Raw genomic sequence first — 17,914 nt, 5'->3', positions numbered from 1 at the left:
CCGATAGAAAAGTTACCTCTCGGGTAGGTTGTGGCAATCAAATAACCGCAACCGCCTGCAACTCCGAATGGTCATAACAGAAGTCGCTGAAGGAGGTAATGGGTAATTTTGCCCATGGCCGCCAAAACAGATACTCCGACGGCGAATGGGCCGCTGTTGCTCGCGTGCCCGCCTGGCCTGTTACGGCCCGGGGTGATTCACCATTTAATGTTGTTGAGACAGCAATCCCAGTCATTTTATTCAAAACCAGCCAGTCACGTGCCAACTCTGGCGGGGGTGCGCCCGTCTCGGGCGCAGAATCGTTAGAGCGATGAGCGCCCAGGAGAATCCTGGCCAGCGTGTGCTTTGGCCCTGTTGCGCCAGAGGACGGGCGAACCCCGGCCACATCTTAAACAAAAGAACCCCAGGGCTTAAGATTTGTTGCGAACGGCAATCATATTCTGCCCGCAGGGATGGAAGCTTAAGGCGCTTCTTTTTCCGCCCCGGACCGGTTCAACGCGCTCAGGACAGCCCTGATGGAGGCCAGCTCGATGTTCGTGTCCACTCCTGCCCCCCAGCGCATGCGCCCATTGGTGTGCTTGAGTTGGATGTATGCAATAGCCGCCGCCTCTTCCCCGGCGCTCAGGGCGTGTTCGCTATAGTGCGTAATCTCAAAGCGCGGCACTCCCGCCGTGCCGAATCCGTGAACCAAGGCTGCCAGAGGCCCGTTCCCTTCCCCGGCGAACTCGACCGGTTTGCCATCGCGCAACAAGCGAGCCCGGCAGTGGACGAGTCCATTATGGCTTTCGGTTTCGAATCCCTTCAATTCCCATGGAGATTTGCGCTCGATGTATTCGCGCCAGAACATCGCCTTGAGTTCGGCGCCGCTCACCTCGCGCCCGAGCCGGTCCACCTCATCATTGGCAATTGGGCCAAACTCGCGCTGCAGCTCTTTAGGCAGCTCGATTCCAAATTCAGTTTCGAGCAGATAAGCCACACCGCCTTTGCCCGACTGGCTGTTAACGCGTATCACCTCGCGGTACTCACGCCCGATGTCGGTCGGGTCAATCGTCAGGTAAGGCACGTCCCAATGTTGGCGCCCTGCGTTTTTGGCCCATTCGCTGAGGCCCTTCTTGATGGCGTCCTGGTGCGACCCGCTGAAAGCCGTAAAGACCAGTTCGCCGGCATAAGGTTGGCGGGCCGGCACGGTCATCCCAGTGCAACGCTCGTAAATCTCGCGCAACGCATTGAGGTCCGTAAAATCCAAGCCTGGGTCGATGCCTTGCATGTAGAGATTGAGGGCGACAGTCACAATATCCAGGTTGCCCGTGCGCTCGCCGTTGCCGAAGAGCGTCCCCTCGACCCGGTCAGCCCCCGCCAGCAATCCCAACTCGGTGGCAGCCACGCCCGTGCACCGATCGTTGTGGGTGTGCAAGCTGATAACCAGCGACTCGCGATTCTTTATATTCCTGCACATCCACTCGATTTGGTCGGCATAGACATTGGGCGTGGCGACCTCGACGGTGTCCGGCAAGTTGAGGATCATCTTGCGCTCGGGAGTCGGTTGCCAGACCGCCATCACTGCTTCGGAGACCTCTTTTGCAAATTCGACCTCCGTAGCGCTGAAGCTCTCCGGAGAATACTGGAGCATGACCTCGGTGCCCTTAAGCCGTGGCAGGCGCTCCTGAATCAGCGTCGCCCCACGCACCGCGACACGCAAAATCTCATCTCGCGACATGCCAAATACAACCCGCCGCTGGGCCGGCGAGGTGGAATTATAGAGGTGAATGATAGCCTTGCGCGCCCCAGCCAGCGATTGGAAGGTGCGTTCGATTAGGTCTTCGCGCGCCTGGACCAGGACCTGGAGCCACACCTCTTCGGGGGCGCGCCGCTCCTCGATCAGGCGCCGGTTGAACGTGAACTCCGTATTGGAAGCGGAGGGAAAACCAACCTCGATTTCTTTAAACCCGCACTTCACCAGGGTTTGAAACAATTCCAGTTTCTGGCTGACGTTCATCGGGACGGCCAGCGCCTGGTTGCCGTCGCGTAAATCCACACTGCACCACCTGGGCGCTTTCTTGAGCGTGCGCCCCGGCCATTGCCTCTCCGGCAAATGGACCGGCGGGAAGGGTCTGTACTTGGCTGAAGGATTTTTTAGCATGGCTGTCTTTCGTTAATTTGCGCCGGGTGGCCGTCGGGTAAACAAAAACCCCACTGCCGGTTCCGGCAGCGGGGTTCAAGTAAATTCTCGTCAGGACACTAGAACCCGGCCGCCGCGCAGCTCAGCAGCAGCGCGCTCGATAGCAGCAGCAGTCCCGGATTCCTGTTCACAGGAAGCACCTTAACAGCCGGCCACGTCAACGTCAACTGCCTTTTATCGGCAATTACTTATGACGCCGTGTTTAGTTACATCGGCTCAGGGGTTCAATGCGCGAACTTTTCGGGAAACCTCTCCCTGTAGGGTTGGGTGAATTCCTTCTGCGGCGACTCAATTACTGCAGCATCATCTTAAAAAAGTGTATCGCCGGTCCGCTCGACGGCTGAATGGTCTGGATCTGGACGTCCTGAATACTGGGTGAGTAGAAGTAGCTGTGCACCGTGCCGCTGGCTTCAGCCGGCACCGAAAAGCTCAGGGGTGTCCAGGTTTGCAAGTCCGCCGACCCCAGCAAAGTATAATACCGGCCGGTCATGGCCGTGAATTGGAACAAGGGCGCGCCATTGTTGAACGATACCACAGCCAGGACAAAGGGCTGTTGCGGATCAAAGGGATATGTTCCAGCAAGGAATTCCTCCAGCAGCGTTAAACCGTCGGGCGTCAAATGCATCCCCGCCGTTAAGTTGGCCAGGCCCAGGTTCGAGCCAATCGAGGCCAGGAACGCCAATTCCCAGGCATCGGGAATGCCGTCGCCGTTCGAGTCTTCACCGAGCGTCAGATCGATTCGCGTTTGCTGGCCTGGCTGGCCGAGCACCGGCAAATTGCCCGCCATCTGGATGGGGACATTGGTTGTCTGGCCCAGCACGACGTACATCACGAATGATGCGCCTGTCATCAGCGCGTCGGGTTCGTAGGGATCCGGTGTGAGACCGGCATCCATAGGCACTTCAAGCTCGAAGTTCTGATCGAAAGCGATTCCCGGGACCACAGTCGTCATAAGCTGCACGCCCGTGGGTGTCTCGAGGACGATTTGCGCCTGGTCAGTCATTATCGGCGTGCCGTATTGATCACGCACTGTCCCATAGATCAGATGATGCGGCGCCGGCGGAAAAGCCAGGGGCATTTGCGGCAGCGCCAGAAAAGCCGCCAGCGCAAGAGCAAACGCCCACCAGTGGCGCGCGCCATTAAAAACAGGTTTCTCTGCTCGTTTCTTTTGGGGCCAGGAAGCCCAGGTCCCGTCTTGTTTAAGAATGAACTGCGAGTTCATAGGCAAATCGCATGAGGGTTAATTGCCGGCATAAGAGTAAGTGACGAAAAAGAGCTTTACGTCGGTGACCGACTGGATGAAGCGGTCCAGGCCCTGATTGGGATCGTTCAAGAGGGTATTGCCTGGAATGACCAGCTTCCATTTGGTGTTCCAGATCGAGCGGCCAATCAAGCGGCTGTTGCTGTATTGGCTGCGGAGCAAGGCGTTTGCCCCGTAAATGGCGGTGGAAAAGGCAGCCGTGGTGGAAACCGGTCGGAAGGCTTGATCCTTGCGAACCGCATACAGAGGCTCTGAAAGGGAATCGGCAGACTGCCAGTAGGGCGTCGTCGAGAAATCCGCGGCGCTGATGTTAAAGGGCAGCGGGATGGTCACATCATCGACATTCCAGGTGCGTACGCTGCTCGTATCGCCCAGAGGCGGACTGCGCATCGAGTCCACACCCACGGGAACGAGGTAAACGTAAGGCGTGGCCGCCAGCGCGTTCGGATCGGTGATATTAGTCGAGGTTCCCCCAGTCGGATTATCCATGCCGATGTACCCGTCAAAATCAACGCCAACGGAAAAGATCTTGGTGGCAAAGGAGCTCGAACTGAAGTTGTGATCCCCTGCCGCCAGCGGCAACCCAAACAGATTGATCCCGTCGGCAATGACGGTGCTGAAGCTCAGCACAATGCCAGGCACCGGCAACCCGCTTCCATCATCAATTTGCATACAATACCGGACCACGTCAGGGTCGCTCAGGAGGTCCGCCATCCGGCCTTTCTGCAAAACATCCTGCCAACTGCTCTTCCCATCAGCGCCCGGCAGAATGCGGTAATTCTCGCTGCGGAGCGATACGGTCGTGCTGTAACCATCCGGGTTGTTGAATCCGAGCCGCCCTTTGAGCACCTGGAAATCACCGTTCATTTCGGCCAGCGCGCTCGAAAGACCTGGATCACCGGTGTCGCTGCCGGAAAATTGAGGTTGGCCGCCGACGATGACACCCAGGGCCTGTGCACTGATCAATTGGTTGAGAAATGCCTTGCCTTGGTCCGTATTCAATAAACCGGTTTCGTAATCATAAGCCTGAGCGGCGAGGAAGGAATATTGGGCTGCAAGATTGAAGAGCGTTTGGTAGCGCTCGAGCTTTTCATTGCGAAAAATACGGAATGCGGCGTCACGCACACGATAGCCCTGGATAATGGCCGCGGCGTGTTGCCGGAAGGTCTGGCGCTGTTCCTGGATGCGCTCGCCCTGGGCGACCATCTGGTCATATTTGCGCTTGGCGTCATCAAGGTCCTGCAAACGCGAGACAATCGTCGTGAGATGCCCTTGCAAGGCCACCATTTGATTACCCAGGTTGTTGACCAGTTGCTGGGTTTGTAAGTCCCAGTCCATCGGCTGGATATTAAAAAAATCATTCAACGACGAGCTGATGTCTGTGGCTGCCTGGAGGCCGTGGATAACGGTGTATTGGACAAAGTCAGCGGTTTTAAAAATGTCGGAAGTAATCTCGCCAGCCTGCTGGATGGCGGCGCGCGCCGGGGCCAATTCATCGCCGCCATCGGCGAGGCCAAAAATCAGGCTCTGTGGGAGGGCATTGGCGAGGATGGCAGCCTGCCTTTGGGCCGCCGTCTGAGCATCGGCATTGAATTTGGAAATAATATCGCTGGTAGTCTGCGCGGCCTTTAAAATGTTCTGAGCCACTAGTATGGCACCCTGGGAGATTCGCTTTTGATTGTGTTCGCTTACCTGGGCGTTAAAAAAGGCAACGGCCTTGTCAAAAGTTAGCTTGGCCTGAACGGAATCATCGAGCGCGGCAGTCAAGGCATCCCGGGCGCGAAGATAGCCCGAGATGGCTTGTTGAATATTGCCCGGCGACTGCCGTTGAGAGGTCCAATTCGATGGTTTGCCAAAAAAACCGTCTGGTCCCACCTGGAAAGTAATGTAGCTGTTGTAATTGGGGTCCGAGGCGTTGGTGACCCAGTTGGCGTCTTTATAAAGGACGCTCTGCCAATCAGCCGGCAACTGCGACACATCGACCTTGAAAACCTGATTGTTGGTCAACTCCGGCTCGATGCCCGATACAGCGGCATCGGGCCGCTCGACATACATATAATGAACCAGGTCCGGGCCGGCGTAGCCCTGAACATAAGTCTGGCCCGGTCCTTCATCATCCGGGTAGGGAGTGCCGTAGAGATCAATCAACTGATTGGTATAGGCCAACTCCTGGTTATCAACCGATGTTTGAAAATCGGTCTGCGAATCGTTTCCTGCGCGCAGAATCTGCGTCACGTTCGCCGCATCATCGAACGCCACCGACGCATTGTTCAATGCGGTGACGGCGCGCTGATAAATCTGCTCGAAATGGGTTTGCGGGTTTACCCCGGTGACGAGGGCCGGATTGATGTCAAAGGGAATCGCATTCTGCGGCAGGCCCAGTGGTGTCAGACCAGCTTCCGCATTGTCCATGTCCGTCTGCAGAGCGATGGCCGTTGCAGGAAGTTCCTGGAGCTCGGGGACGGTTGTCCGGTCCACTTTCTGAATGCCCTCATGGCTGGGATCGGGATCGACAGGGGGCAGGATGGCGTTGCCAACGACCCAGTTCAGGTATGCCCCCTGCTCCACCCGTGCTGCCCAATGGTCCATGCCCCAATACCGCGTGACGTAGTTGGTCACTCCGGCATTGCTATAGGCGCGTTGCGGATTGACGCGTGTTTGAGAAAAATAATCCCAACCGCCGCCCGTGCCCCCAGGTTGGTAGTCCTGCCGCCAGGTTAAATCAAATATTTGCTGCCCGGTCCGCGCCACTGCCGCGGCCGCTGTGGCAAACTTCCGTTCGTTCTGATAATTGATTGAAACCGGTTCACCCAGTACGAGCACCGCTTCGATGCTCGGCACCCAATCAAAACTCGGGTTCATCAGCAGCGAATAATACCCTGTCAACGCCGTGAGGTAGTGGCCATAAGCATCCCCGTGGCCTTGGGGGTAAAGAATGGCCGCATCGGCGGCATTGATGACGCCATCGCCATTTTGGTCGGTAATGTCATAGTTAAGCAGGTAGAGCACCTCGCCTGCGTTGATGCCCTGCGTGTAGTTCCAAACCAGGCGGTTATAAACCGGTGGTATCGTGACGCCCGGCAGCAGCACGTCATCCCGCCCGCGCAGCAAATCGAGGTTTTGCTCGAGCAACGAACTGACTTCTCCTTGAAAGACATACAGGGCTGTCGCAATGCTGCCGTAGGCGTTATCCTTGCTGCTGACGCCGATGGTTGGATTCGCCGCGTTGGCCCAGGCCTCGTTCCCAAGAAACATGTAAAGGTCGTTGAGATAACCCTGGGCAAGCAGCAGTGCGTCGTTGGCTGGCCCATAATTAATGCCGGAATTAATGCTCAAGGACTCCCCGCGCCGCAGCACCGTTTCGTAAATCTCGATCAGGCCGTAATTATTGATCGTATCCAGATTCAGCGCGATGTCTCCTTCCCAGCGGTGGCCTGCCTGGGCGATTATGCTCACGGTCGTGTTCACCTGGTTGTTGAACAAATCCGTCGTGCGCTGGTTAATCGGGTTGATCCCCGCCAGCACCCGCTTAATCCAGCCTTCAGCCAATTGCGGCGATGTCCAGGCCGACCAATTCGTGTCGGCCGGATTAGCCAGCGGGTTGACCGAACGATAGCGCATAACCAGATAGTTATCGCTGAGCGCCTGGATGCCCGCCCCGCCCAGTGTATAGCGCGGGATTCCAATGCCATTAGTAAGGACCGGCCAGGACTCGTAAGGGGGCAGAGGCGGCAGCCCATCCACCGGAGGAGCAATGCGCCAATCATATTGGTAATCGGCAAAGCGCCCGGCGACATCCGCCGTGTGTTGGAACGTAATCAACTCGTTCAGCGGGTTGGCCGATGGGATCACTTTCAGCTCACCTGGGTAAAGGGGCGGCGAGACCCGCGCGATATACACCGAAATGGGCTCGCCGATTTGAGTGAATGCACGGCCATTGCCTGTAATATAGGTGACGTAACCCGAACCCGGCCCGCTGGCGCTCATCGCGTAGGAATCCACTGCCGTATCTGAATCGTTCACCACAGCCAGATCGCCAACGCCCACTGTCACATTGAGGTTCGGGTTGGGGATGTACTGGCCAGGTATCTGTGGGTTTTCGTAAAAGGTTTGCACCACAGTCGAGAGCGAATCAATGGCCGCATCCCATGCGGGTTTGTTCAATGTGTCCGCATCCGGGCAAAGCGCTTTGACGAAGGCGAGATCTGAATCCCGGAGCACGTTCAACAAGAGGTATTTTTCGCCCACCAGTTCATCGACAAACTGTCCTTGCAGCACCAAGGAACCGGCGGCGCTTCGATTCGGGTCAAAAAAGAACCGTTGCGCCAGGTGCGGCGGCAGATTCGGGAAATAGATGCGGCCTTGATAGGAATCGGTTCGAACGCTCGGCGGCAGCTTTGGCAATGTAGCCGGGGTCAGATCAACGGTCTTGTCGCGAGTCGGATCGAACAAGACCGCGCTCACCGGAGCATTGATAATGTCTTCGCCAATGGACTGCTGGTACAGCAGCTTGACACTGCTCTGGTCGCGCACCGCAGCCAGGCCATTTTTCGGCACCGTAAGGGTTTGGCCCGAGTACAGCGTCGGGGTAATCGCCGGCCAGGTCGGCCGGTAAACGATGTTCAAGCTGGACGTCAGTTTTGACGTCGGATCCCCTATAAACCCTCCCGCTCCATCCGGCGTCCGTAGATAAGGGACAATCGTTCCGTCTGGCGGCGGGTTGGCAACCCCCGGCCAGGCGAAACCAGGCTGTGTTTTGTAATAAAACTGCATGGTGAAGCTGTTCGTGGGCGTCGGCGGTTGAGCCAGTTCGGGCGGGCGATTGGTGTAGGTCACCATCGCCATCGAATACTGGTTGGTGCTGGTAATGGCCAGCGGCCCCTGGGCCACCACCGTGCCGTTGGATACAACATTCAACGACAGATTGTTCGTCACAATCGTGTTGTCTCCCGTGTCTTCGATAATGACCGATACCCAGTTGGACCCTGCCGCCTGAGGCATACCCGTAATCTCGAGGCCGTTGCTGCTCACCTCCGTAGCCAGACCGGGCGGTAAAGACGGAGACGTGTTCATCGTCAGCGAAATCACCCGCCTTGAAACGTGGATGAAATAGTCAAAAGGCTGATTGAGCACCGCCGTCGCCGCCGGCAGCGGGCCAAACGTGTTATTATTTGCATTGTAACTGCCCGCCTGAAGCGCCGGAAGCCCCGCGTGCAGACCACGATAGACCCAAAATTCGTTCTTGCGATCCTGGTAGGTAAAGCTCCGGTAATAACTATAAGGCCCGCTCCCATCCAGAATATCGTTCCAGCCTACAGGCAGGTCCCCTGAGTTTGCCGGTGGCTCGGTATTATAATTGATGGCGCTGGCACCCTCCCCTTCCACGGGCGCCGGCAGCAGGGGCAGCGGCATCGGTTCCTGCAACAAAGTCCCTGCCTCGACGACATAATCGAACAATATGCCCGCTTCAGGCGCTTCGCGCCTGACTTTGAACACGTCCATCGAGGGCCGTCCGTCCGAGTCCATAAAATTAACCAGCACGAACGGGTCGGAAGAATATCCATTCGATGAGGTAATGTTCAGGTCATCACGCAGGGCGTAGGCCTGTCCGGCCAGCATCAGGGCATGTTCCTCGTTTGGATTATAGCCTGCCAAGGTAGGGTCATTTTGATAGTAGATGCTGCCCTTGGCCTCGAGGCTGGGCAGCGGACCGCTGCCGCCGTTGCTCGCCATGACGATCTGGCGCGCGTTCGACGGCCATTGGATATTGTAATGCCCAATAACCGCCGGCCAATAAGCAGGCAGAAAACCTTGTGAGCCGTCCGCGTTATTGATCCGAAACCACCAGACTTCCAGAACATTGTGTCCGGGAATTGCATTGACTGGGATGATCGCGCCCAGGTTCGCATTGGTGAACCCGGCGACAAAGGGATCCACATAGGCATCTACATTAAACGAGTTGCCGTTGGTTTGGTTGATATAACCTGCCCAGTAATTGGTCCCGCTCCAGTGCTCAGTAACCGGCGCTGAAATTCGATCCCCAACGTTCACGATCTGGGTGACCACGTAAGGGTTGCTGAAAACAGGATTGAAATTAAACACCAGGTTCGTCGGGTTCCAGGCGGTCAGGTTCGTGGCTACCGACGACGCAAAGAGACCGTTGGATTTGATGCCGACATCGAGCCACGAGAACACGCGCTCGAAAGCCACGTTGTTCCCCGAGATGTACCGCAGCAGCGTCCGATGGGCCGGGTATTGAGGCACGAGGAAGGTATAGAACGCGAAAGTCGTCGTGAAGTTGGCTCGAGGCCGATCCAGGGGGTCCTGGTACTGGATGAAGGGCGCATTCTGGGTGGGGAGTTGCACCGCCGTCTGTTGCGCCTCAGCATCCGTCGCCACGAGTGGCCTCAAGTAATGGCTGTAAGCCCCCACATCACTGGGCCAGACCAAATGATACCGGTCAAAGAGGAATGGCCATTGTAATCCCGCCACTCCAACTTGTAACCAATGCGACTGGAAATCATTCAAGTTATGCGTCTCCTGCGCCGCATAAAGAGTGATTTGATCGCTATTCGGAATATTCTGCTGGTAATAGAAACTCGGCCCCGCGATCACGTTGACCGGTGACGGATAAAACGCCGAATCATCTCGCCCGTCCTGGTAGGCCGTAATCCGCTCGCCCAGGTTAATAGTCACATCCTGCGGCGTTGGCTGTTTGAATACATCCACAATCTCAAAGCCCAGGAATCGTCGCGTCACGCCGTCCGCGTTCAGCTCGCCTAATAATTCCACAAACACCCGGCCTTCGACGTTGTAGGCCAGGATTTGCCCCCGCGTGCTGTCGAACCAAAGCGTGCGCGTTTCGGTCAGCGCGTTGGTATCTACAATCGGCGTCTGGTTCGGGTCCTGGTACGCCTGGGCCACTCGCCGCGGGAAATTGGTGTTGTAAATAACGTTCGCCTCGCTAACCCGTGCCGCCGGCACATCCACCGGTTTGCCTAATGTCTGGAAGGACCCTTCGGTCCAATACATTTTTTGCGGCGGCTTCACCGCGCTGCCGGAAACAAGATAGTGTTGAGGATACAGCCGGTAATAGACCCCTGAAATGATGGCATAAGCGCTGGAATTGGTCGGATAGTCGGGCGGTTGTGTCACAGATGGCACCGCCTTTTGCCAGGTGATATCCACTCCACCCGCCTGGACTGCAAAAACCGCCTGAGCATTCGGACTCCAATAATACGAGGCATTTGTATAGCCGTTGGTCGTGTAAGGCGCCGGCAGCCAGTAATTGACACTCGTGCCTTGCGGCAACGTCACCCCGTTCTCGTCCGTGCTCGGTACGGGAATGACTGACCCGAACAAGAACGAAACCTGCTGGCCCAAATAAGGCCCGCCAACCTGTGCCGACCGCAGCACCACCACGACCGCCCCGTTGACCTCTCCGTGCGGCCAATTGAGGTTTTGCGCGTTCCCAGCAAAGTTCGCGCTCGTATTCACGTTGGTCGTTCCTTGCACTGGAACCGCTCCAAAGCATACGAAACCCTGAAACTGATTGGGTGTGGGCGGGGCGGTCGTCAATCCGTTGGTTAATTGCTCCGAGAGGGTTGGCGCCCGGCCATCGGAACCGGGTGGAACCCCATTGGTGCTCGAGAGCGGCACACCAGCCTGGGATTGCCAGTTGATGCCAAGAGGAAAATCACTGTTCACCAGCATGTCCTGTTGCTCCATCTGCAGTGGCGGGGTTTGGGCGGAACCCTGACGCCCCAGGCACAAGCAGAGGCACCCCAAGGCCATCACGCTGCGCTTCCTGGCGCTCAGGAATCGGTTTCGAAATCTTGAAGTGGTCATAAAATTAGGCCATAGCAGGCTAATCTCATTTAGTTCACGCCCGCGCGGCGCTCTTCCAGCTTAATTGGACTGGCTTTTCTGTTGCTGCTGGGTTTTCACCGGATGCAACGCCAACCGCTCGCTCTTTTCCACCGGCTGGTGCTGCTCAGCCGGACTGATATACGTGCCTCTCAGGTTCGCCGGCTTCTCTTCCTCGACAGGGATCCGGTGGGCATTTGCATAGGCGTCGTGCCGAATTCCAGTAACTTGCCACGAGACCTTCCCGTTGCGGACGCCGCCCGCTATCTTGAAATGGTTCCCGGACACCTCTTCGGCGATATACAGGTTCGGTCCAGGCGCCCCAATCGAGGTGAGTTGATACCGAAAATCCTTGTTCAACGCCTCGAACCAGGCGGGTAGGTTCACCACCGCCTCCCCATTTGCATCCAGCGTTGCGACCCCATCGTAGATGTTCTTCATGTCGGGGGACTCCACAAAGGAATGCGATAGATACTTGTTAGCAGGGTCCAAAGGATGATCGATCTTGAACGACCCGGCGGTCTTGCTCAGCGTGCCGCTTACATAAACATTTCCATAGAACTCCCCCGCATAAGAGGAATCTGCCAGGTAAGCCGTGTATCCGGCATGGCTGTTAGCATAAACGGCAGCCTCTCCTTCCACGCTCAGGCCATAATCGGCGAAAAAGGGAGAACTGCTGACATACGAGTTGTTCAGCGTCAAGACACCCGCCGGTTGGCCGCCAAGGATGATGAAATAATGGCCGAAACTGCCGGAAAGAGTCAGCGGCAAACTGATCAGCGAGCCGTTGATCGAACCGGCTGCTATCTGCCCGGCACCCACCGCCCCATTCGCAATCTGCGCCGAACCCACAGCGCCGTTGGCGATCTGCGTCGCCCCAACCGCGCCATTGGCCAGTTGCCCTGCCCCTATGCTGTTGGCTGCAATTTTCGACGCCGGGATCGTGCCCGTGGACGGGTTGCCTGTATCGGTAAAGACGCTGCTCCAATCATAGCCGCCCAGTTTGACGGCATTATTGGCCGTGCCCGCCAGCATCGAATAAGGCGACGAGAGCAGTTGCATCCGGGGCTGAATTTCAACGTCAGTGCCGCTTGCCAGCCCTTTGACCGTGACACCGATGTAGCGGTCTGAAGCATCCGGCCCCACAAAAATGCTGCTCAGATCGTTGGTCGATGGCGCCCCGGGCACCGCGCTGCCCTGGCCCAGCAGCACGCTGAAATAACCCCGGTCCACGGTTACCGTTTGCAGTTCACCCCACAAGGGAGCAGGGTTCCCCAACGGCGCATTGTAAATGCGAAAGACGATGTCATAATTCTTGGGCGCATTGGTCGCCAGGGCGATGCCATTGGCGTCCACCAGGAACCCCTGGTAACTGATCTGGCCCGGCGGGTTCGGCGTGGCGGCATGTGCCGGTAGAATCACGGCACACAGCCCCATCAGCAGGATTGGGAACAAAGCGCGGCCTCGAGCCGCCCGGTCAGATCGAGTTTTCATAATGATGGATTGAGTTTGGACTTGAAGAGGCGAAATTCTCATTTGCTTGCGGGCTTCAGTTTGCAGGATTTCGGTTTTCACATTCATTGCTGGTTAAGGGTTGCTATCGGGCTGATCCGATTTAATGAAAAGATACCGCTGACATAAAAATTCCGGGTGGCGCCGCCCAAACCGCCCACCGTGATGGTTTCGGCGTAATAACCGACCATCGTTTGGCCCACGCTGGTCAGGCTTGAGAAATCATTCCCAGGCGGGCTGATATTGAGGGTGATCTGGCGCGTGATGCGGTAAGACTCATAGCCCTGCGCCAACTCCGTCTGAAAGGTCGAGTCCAGGTTGTCGTGGTCCGGATGATAAGTATGCAGAAACGGATTCGATGCCTGGTCGTCGTAAGGCTCATCGGCCGTGGTCGTCAGCACCCCGCCTTGGACCAATTGCCCGCTAAAAGGCATCGGCGCGTTGCCGCTGGTCCAGGGCAAGTGCGCCGCTGTGATCCGCCGCGCGCTATCCAGGTGCGCCGGATCCAAAAGGCTCTGGCTCGTCGCCACCATCAGATTCGTGTAGGGGCTCAATCCGTAATAGGCCCGTTGAAGCAGAACCGCATTCGTGCCGTCGTTGTGAATGATCAGCCGCAACGGAAATGGCCTCGCCACAGATCCCAGGTTGGTGTTGATGCTCGTAACAATGTAATTGCCGTTGCTCGAAACCACCGGCACGTTGTTCGAGTCCAGCAAATAGTTTTTCAAATAATTCCCCACTTGGGTCACGTTCGCATTACCGACCCACAGGCCCGCCGTCGAGGACTCCACCGCCGAAACCGGGACATCAACCTCCGTGAAATTAAACGAATCCGTGAATTGCAAAATCCCCGCAAACAAAGCCCCCGCGCCGCTGGTCATCAAATAACGGTTAATCCCAAGCACAACCACCAGGTCGGCGCCCGGCTGCCCCTGCGGCGCCAGTGTCCAGCTCTGCACACCGTTGAGCGGCAAGGTGCTGAAACCATAAGTCAGGTTCGAAGTGATTAGTGCCCCCCGCACTAACATCGGTGGCGCCCCGGCAATGGCGGCCTGACCTGCCGGGGGTGGCGCTGAAGCAATCAACCGCACGCTCACAGTCACATTGGAAACCGTCGTGTTCAGAAGATGAAAACTGTATTGGCTGACCTCGTCCCCGAAACTCACCCCGCCCGAACTTTGCAGGCTCACCGTAAATGGCCCGTAGTAATTGTTGAAAAATGTCCCGGACCGTATCCAAAAGGCTTGGCCACGAAGCACGGGTGTTGTATGAAATGTGAACAACTGGCTCGGATTTGTGGGCCCCAACGCCCCGCCTGTGTATTGGAACACCTGCGCCATGCTCTGCAACGTCGGCGCCAATGAAAGGAAGCTGTCGAATTCCGGCGGGTTGGAAGGGCTCGTTGGGAAACCGATGAAGTTCAAGCCGGCTGTGGTCCAGCTATATTGCGGCGCAACCGGTTTGCCCTGCAGTTGCCATATATAATTGGTCGGGGCGGCTGAATAGACCAGATATGCGGCGTTCGGCACCAAGGTCGAGAATGTGTCGTTGATTCCGGTCCCAATTCGCCCCCAGGTGCCCCATTGACTATTGCCTACCACCGGACTTTGCGGGCTGGTGGTGAATTGGCTGGTCGGTGGCGGCTGCCATATCCAGACCTGTGAAATGGGGTTGTTCAGGTCCGCGCCCACAAGTTGGTCGAGCGTTTGGTAGGACGCATCGACATGCAGAAAAATCGCCGTCCAACCTGGCTTGATGAGAATCGACTGCGTCAGCCATTGGGCCTCAGCCGTGAACGAGAACGTCATCGCCACAGCGATGAACAATCGGAATTTCGATTTCATGGTTTGCGATAGAAATACCACGTGGGCTGCGGATTAAGTCTTTGCAGAGAAGGCACCGGGGCCCCGTTGGCCACACCGCCAAAGACCAGCATCTCCGTTCCGCTCCAGGCCACCGTTGCGCTGCTGCGTGGTTGCGGGTTGCCCGTCGTGCTCAACGCGCGCCAAGTCCCCGCCACCGGATCATATGCCCCGCCATCAGACAAGGTCCCCAAATACGATTCGCCGCCAAACACCAGCATCTCCTGGCCCGACCACACGGTCCCGTGCGCGCTTCGGGCTGCCGGACCATTGGTGGTGTTCAAAGATGACCAGCTATCGGTCGCCGGATCGTAAATGCCCCCATCGGCCAAATAGTTGCCTCCTCCAGCCCCGCCCCAAACCAACAGCTTTTGGCCAGTCCACACCATGGAATGTCCGCTCCGGACCAACGGCGCGTTCAACGTGCTCATCGATGCCCACGCGGTCGGCACCCCATTGATGTCCAGAAGCAATTGCGCCCCGGTATTTAATGCGCCTGTGGTGTCCTGCCCGCCCCAGACCAGGATCCCGGTCCCAATCGAAACGGCGCTCACCCCAAAGCGCGGGCTCGGCGCATTCACAGCCGGCAAAGCAGTCCATTGGTCTGTCGCAGGATTGTAAAAACCACCGTCGCCCAATACCCCAACGCTATTCCGCCCGCCCCACACCACCATCCGGCTCCCGGTCCACACCGCGATGTGCCCGATCCGCCCCGCCGGGGCGCCATTCGCTGAAATGGCAGTCCAGACCCCGTTGCTAGGATTAAACCGACCGCCCGTATTCACAAATGTCCCAGCCGAAGAACCGCCCCACACAATCATTTCCTGCCCACTCCAAACTGCGGTGTGTTGGTCCCGCGCAGACGGCGCGTTCGTGCTAGGGATCGTTTGCCATACATCCAGATCTGGCCGGTAACCGGCGCCCAAGCTGGAATCCACACCAGCAGTCAGCGTGCCGCCCCACACCAGCAATTGTTGTCCTGTCCATACACCCGCTTGCCCGATTAATGCCGACGGACCATTGACTGCCGAACTGGTCTCCCATCCAGGCCCCGGGATGGTCGTGAAAAGGCGAAAACCTTCCGATTGCAGAACCGCATCTTGCGAATTGAGCGACGAAACAGTTGAGCCGCTCATCATCGAGCCACTGGCCGATAAAGCGTAGGCGGCCGGTGTCAGGAGTTGATCAGGGGCCAGTTGCTGTACCCCATGGGTCCCGTCATTGAACCAAATCCGCAAGCGCATGGACGCATTCGCAAAAACCGACACGGGCAGAGCCGCCATCCCCGCCAGGTTTGTGTCACCCAGAAACACCATGAACAATCCTGCGCTTACCGGAACCGAAACACTCAGGTCGGGCTGGCCATCATTGTTCGCATCCACCGAGCTCAGCCAGTAGCGTTGAGAACCATCCGCGCTGACCAGCGCAAACTTGAATTGCCCTACCCCGCTGAAAGGACTCCCGCTCACTAGGACGCGGCCCTGGTAACTTAATAAATCGGTTTGCTGCCCTCGAGCGCTCCAGACACACCCGCATCCTAAAAAGAGAAGAATCGTCAAAAATGCCACGCGCGTTTCTCGAGGGATCGAAACCGCTCCTCTAATCGGCTTTGTCAAACAGCCGATACTGCGCGACACAGCCCCATAGTGGCTTTCCGTACAGGCAAGCCCGGAGTCAAGGGCACAAAAAAAAGCGAACCCGCTCAAAATACTGGTGAATTGCCGCGCATCTTAACGCCCATCTGGCCTGTTTCGCAAGAACTATTTAGAAGAATTTATGCCAATAATTAGTAACTCAGGCGAATTTACGGAGATTAAGTTTCGACCTGCGCCAGCGTCGTGTTTCACACAAAAAAGCGGCGCAAGTGTCACCCATTAGGGCGGGTGTCAACAGGTAAAAGAATTGCCGTTCCCAAAGTTTTTCGATTGGGGCTGACTCGCCGCTGCCGAGAAGCTCGTGTGCAACGCACCATTCGAGCCTGTCATTTCGTCTCTTGATTCCGGACGCTAATCGGCGGGCCATCGCTTGCGCCGAGGCGATCCGTTCAGTCACCCATCTGGTTCTAGCGCGGCGGAGCAGGTGAGAGCAATTCATCCACATTGAACCGAAAGGGCGGGCACAAAGGCCGCGCCCCTCCGGCTCGTTTTCTAGGCGCCATCCGAATACCCCTCGGGTCCAGCTTCGTCAAGGGCCTTCGTCGCGCCTTTTCTTCTGTGCATGATTTGCTTTCACCTGCCCCACGCTTGGCCGCGAAGTCAGCGACTTCACCGCCAGCGCCCATCCCGCTGCTGCGGGACCAGAAAACATTCAGTGCCGGTCCGTGTTCATTCAGTTGGTAAGAGCTTTGGTTTCGCCGGCCCCGGTCGCCAGGGGTCGGCGTCCAACACTTGCTTGACTCACGGCGCGGTCGAATCACCTGCAAACCTTTTCCTCAAGCAGCTTCACTGCGGTGCTAAAGTTAGCGGAGCACGGCCGCCTCCAATCAGTCCTGAGGGCTCGAGGCCAACACTTGCACTGGCTGGCGGCCGCGCTCCAAAATTCAACTGCTCATTTCGGGTTTGCCAGGCTGCCCAAACATTCGCTTGGGATCGTAATCGGTTGCCTCTGCCATTAGAAACCAGGCCGCTTTGGCCAGCTTGCAGGCCAGTGCCTTAGTCGCGATCACGTTGCTGGTCTTGGCCGCCTTGCGGTCAAACCACTTCCGGCACTGCTCGTCGGAACGCCGCGCGAAGTTGGCCGCTTCCACAAACGCCCAGGCCAGATACTTGTTCCCGCATTTGGAGTTGTTCTCTCCCTTCTGCTTGCGGTTGGAGATGCGCTTGGCCTCCACCGCCCGGCAGTAGCTGGCAAAGTGGCCAGGGTCCGCAAACCGATGGATGTCGCCCACCTCCATCGTAATGGTCATCCCTAGAATCTTGCCCACCCCGGGCAGCGTGGTTAGCACTTCCCAGTCTTTGGTCTTCTGGCCTTCTTTCTAAGAATTCAATGTCAAATTTCATCCTCGTCCTCGCTCGCTTTTTTTCGAAACCTGCCTCCTCCGAACCAAGCCAGACCTAACCTGTCTAACGCCTGCCAACAAAATCACGCCTCCTCATGAACCGGAACCAATCGGAGGTAATCGGAGGTAATCGGAACCAATCGGAGGCAAACCGCCCCTTTCTCGGTTTCCTTCAGGGGTGTCCCATCCGAACTGAATCAAACCAAATCTCACCAAATGTAACTGCAACCCGCGGC

The 17,914-nt window shown here is 57.2% G+C and carries 7 protein-coding genes; all 7 read right to left on the bottom strand.

Annotated elements, in window-relative coordinates; all coding sequences use genetic code 11:
- Positions 1-460 precede the first annotated feature (460 nt).
- On the bottom strand, positions 461-2,140 hold the full coding sequence (leuA, locus tag VG146_09630) for a 2-isopropylmalate synthase (GenBank protein HEV2392609.1): 1,680 nt from the start codon (positions 2,138-2,140) through the stop codon (positions 461-463).
- Between the two features lie 331 nt (positions 2,141-2,471).
- Positions 2,472-3,401 (bottom strand): hypothetical protein, encoded by a 930-nt coding sequence (locus VG146_09625; GenBank protein HEV2392608.1) that lies wholly within the window; start codon positions 3,399-3,401, stop codon positions 2,472-2,474.
- An 18-nt stretch (positions 3,402-3,419) separates the two neighbouring features.
- The gene (locus VG146_09620; protein HEV2392607.1) at positions 3,420-11,288 is read right to left on the bottom strand and encodes a hypothetical protein; all 7,869 of its coding nucleotides are present in this window, start codon (positions 11,286-11,288) and stop codon (positions 3,420-3,422) included.
- A 60-nt stretch (positions 11,289-11,348) separates the two neighbouring features.
- Positions 11,349-12,800 carry a hypothetical protein gene (locus VG146_09615; protein ID HEV2392606.1) on the bottom strand — a complete coding sequence of 484 codons (1,452 nt, stop codon included), beginning with the start codon at positions 12,798-12,800 and terminating at the stop codon, positions 11,349-11,351.
- A gap of 83 nt (positions 12,801-12,883) precedes the next feature.
- On the bottom strand, positions 12,884-14,662 hold the full coding sequence (locus VG146_09610) for a hypothetical protein (protein HEV2392605.1): 1,779 nt from the start codon (positions 14,660-14,662) through the stop codon (positions 12,884-12,886).
- Positions 14,659-16,248: a hypothetical protein gene (locus VG146_09605; GenBank protein ID HEV2392604.1), complete on the bottom strand. Its 1,590-nt coding sequence runs from the start codon at positions 16,246-16,248 to the stop codon at positions 14,659-14,661. Before VG146_09605 ends, VG146_09610 begins: the two co-directional genes overlap by 4 nt.
- 971 nt (positions 16,249-17,219) lie before the next feature.
- On the bottom strand, positions 17,220-17,624 hold the full coding sequence (locus tag VG146_09600) for an IS110 family transposase (protein ID HEV2392603.1): 405 nt from the start codon (positions 17,622-17,624) through the stop codon (positions 17,220-17,222).
- Positions 17,625-17,914: the final 290 nt, after the last annotated feature.

Source organism: Verrucomicrobiia bacterium (assembly GCA_035946615.1).
Taxonomy (GTDB): domain Bacteria; phylum Verrucomicrobiota; class Verrucomicrobiia; order Limisphaerales; family UBA8199; genus DASYZB01.
Note: the sequence above shows the minus strand (reverse complement) of the source record. Positions and strands in the feature narration are given on the sequence as shown.

Coding starts and splice junctions, on each gene's coding strand:
- VG146_09625 (HEV2392608.1), bottom strand. CDS start 3,401: ATGAACTCGCAGTTCATTCTTAAACAAGACGGGACCTGGGCTTCCTGG.
- VG146_09620 (HEV2392607.1), bottom strand. CDS start 11,288: ATGACCACTTCAAGATTTCGAAACCGATTCCTGAGCGCCAGGAAGCGC.
- leuA (HEV2392609.1), bottom strand. CDS start 2,140: ATGCTAAAAAATCCTTCAGCCAAGTACAGACCCTTCCCGCCGGTCCAT.
- VG146_09610 (HEV2392605.1), bottom strand. CDS start 14,662: ATGAAATCGAAATTCCGATTGTTCATCGCTGTGGCGATGACGTTCTCG.
- VG146_09615 (HEV2392606.1), bottom strand. CDS start 12,800: ATGAAAACTCGATCTGACCGGGCGGCTCGAGGCCGCGCTTTGTTCCCA.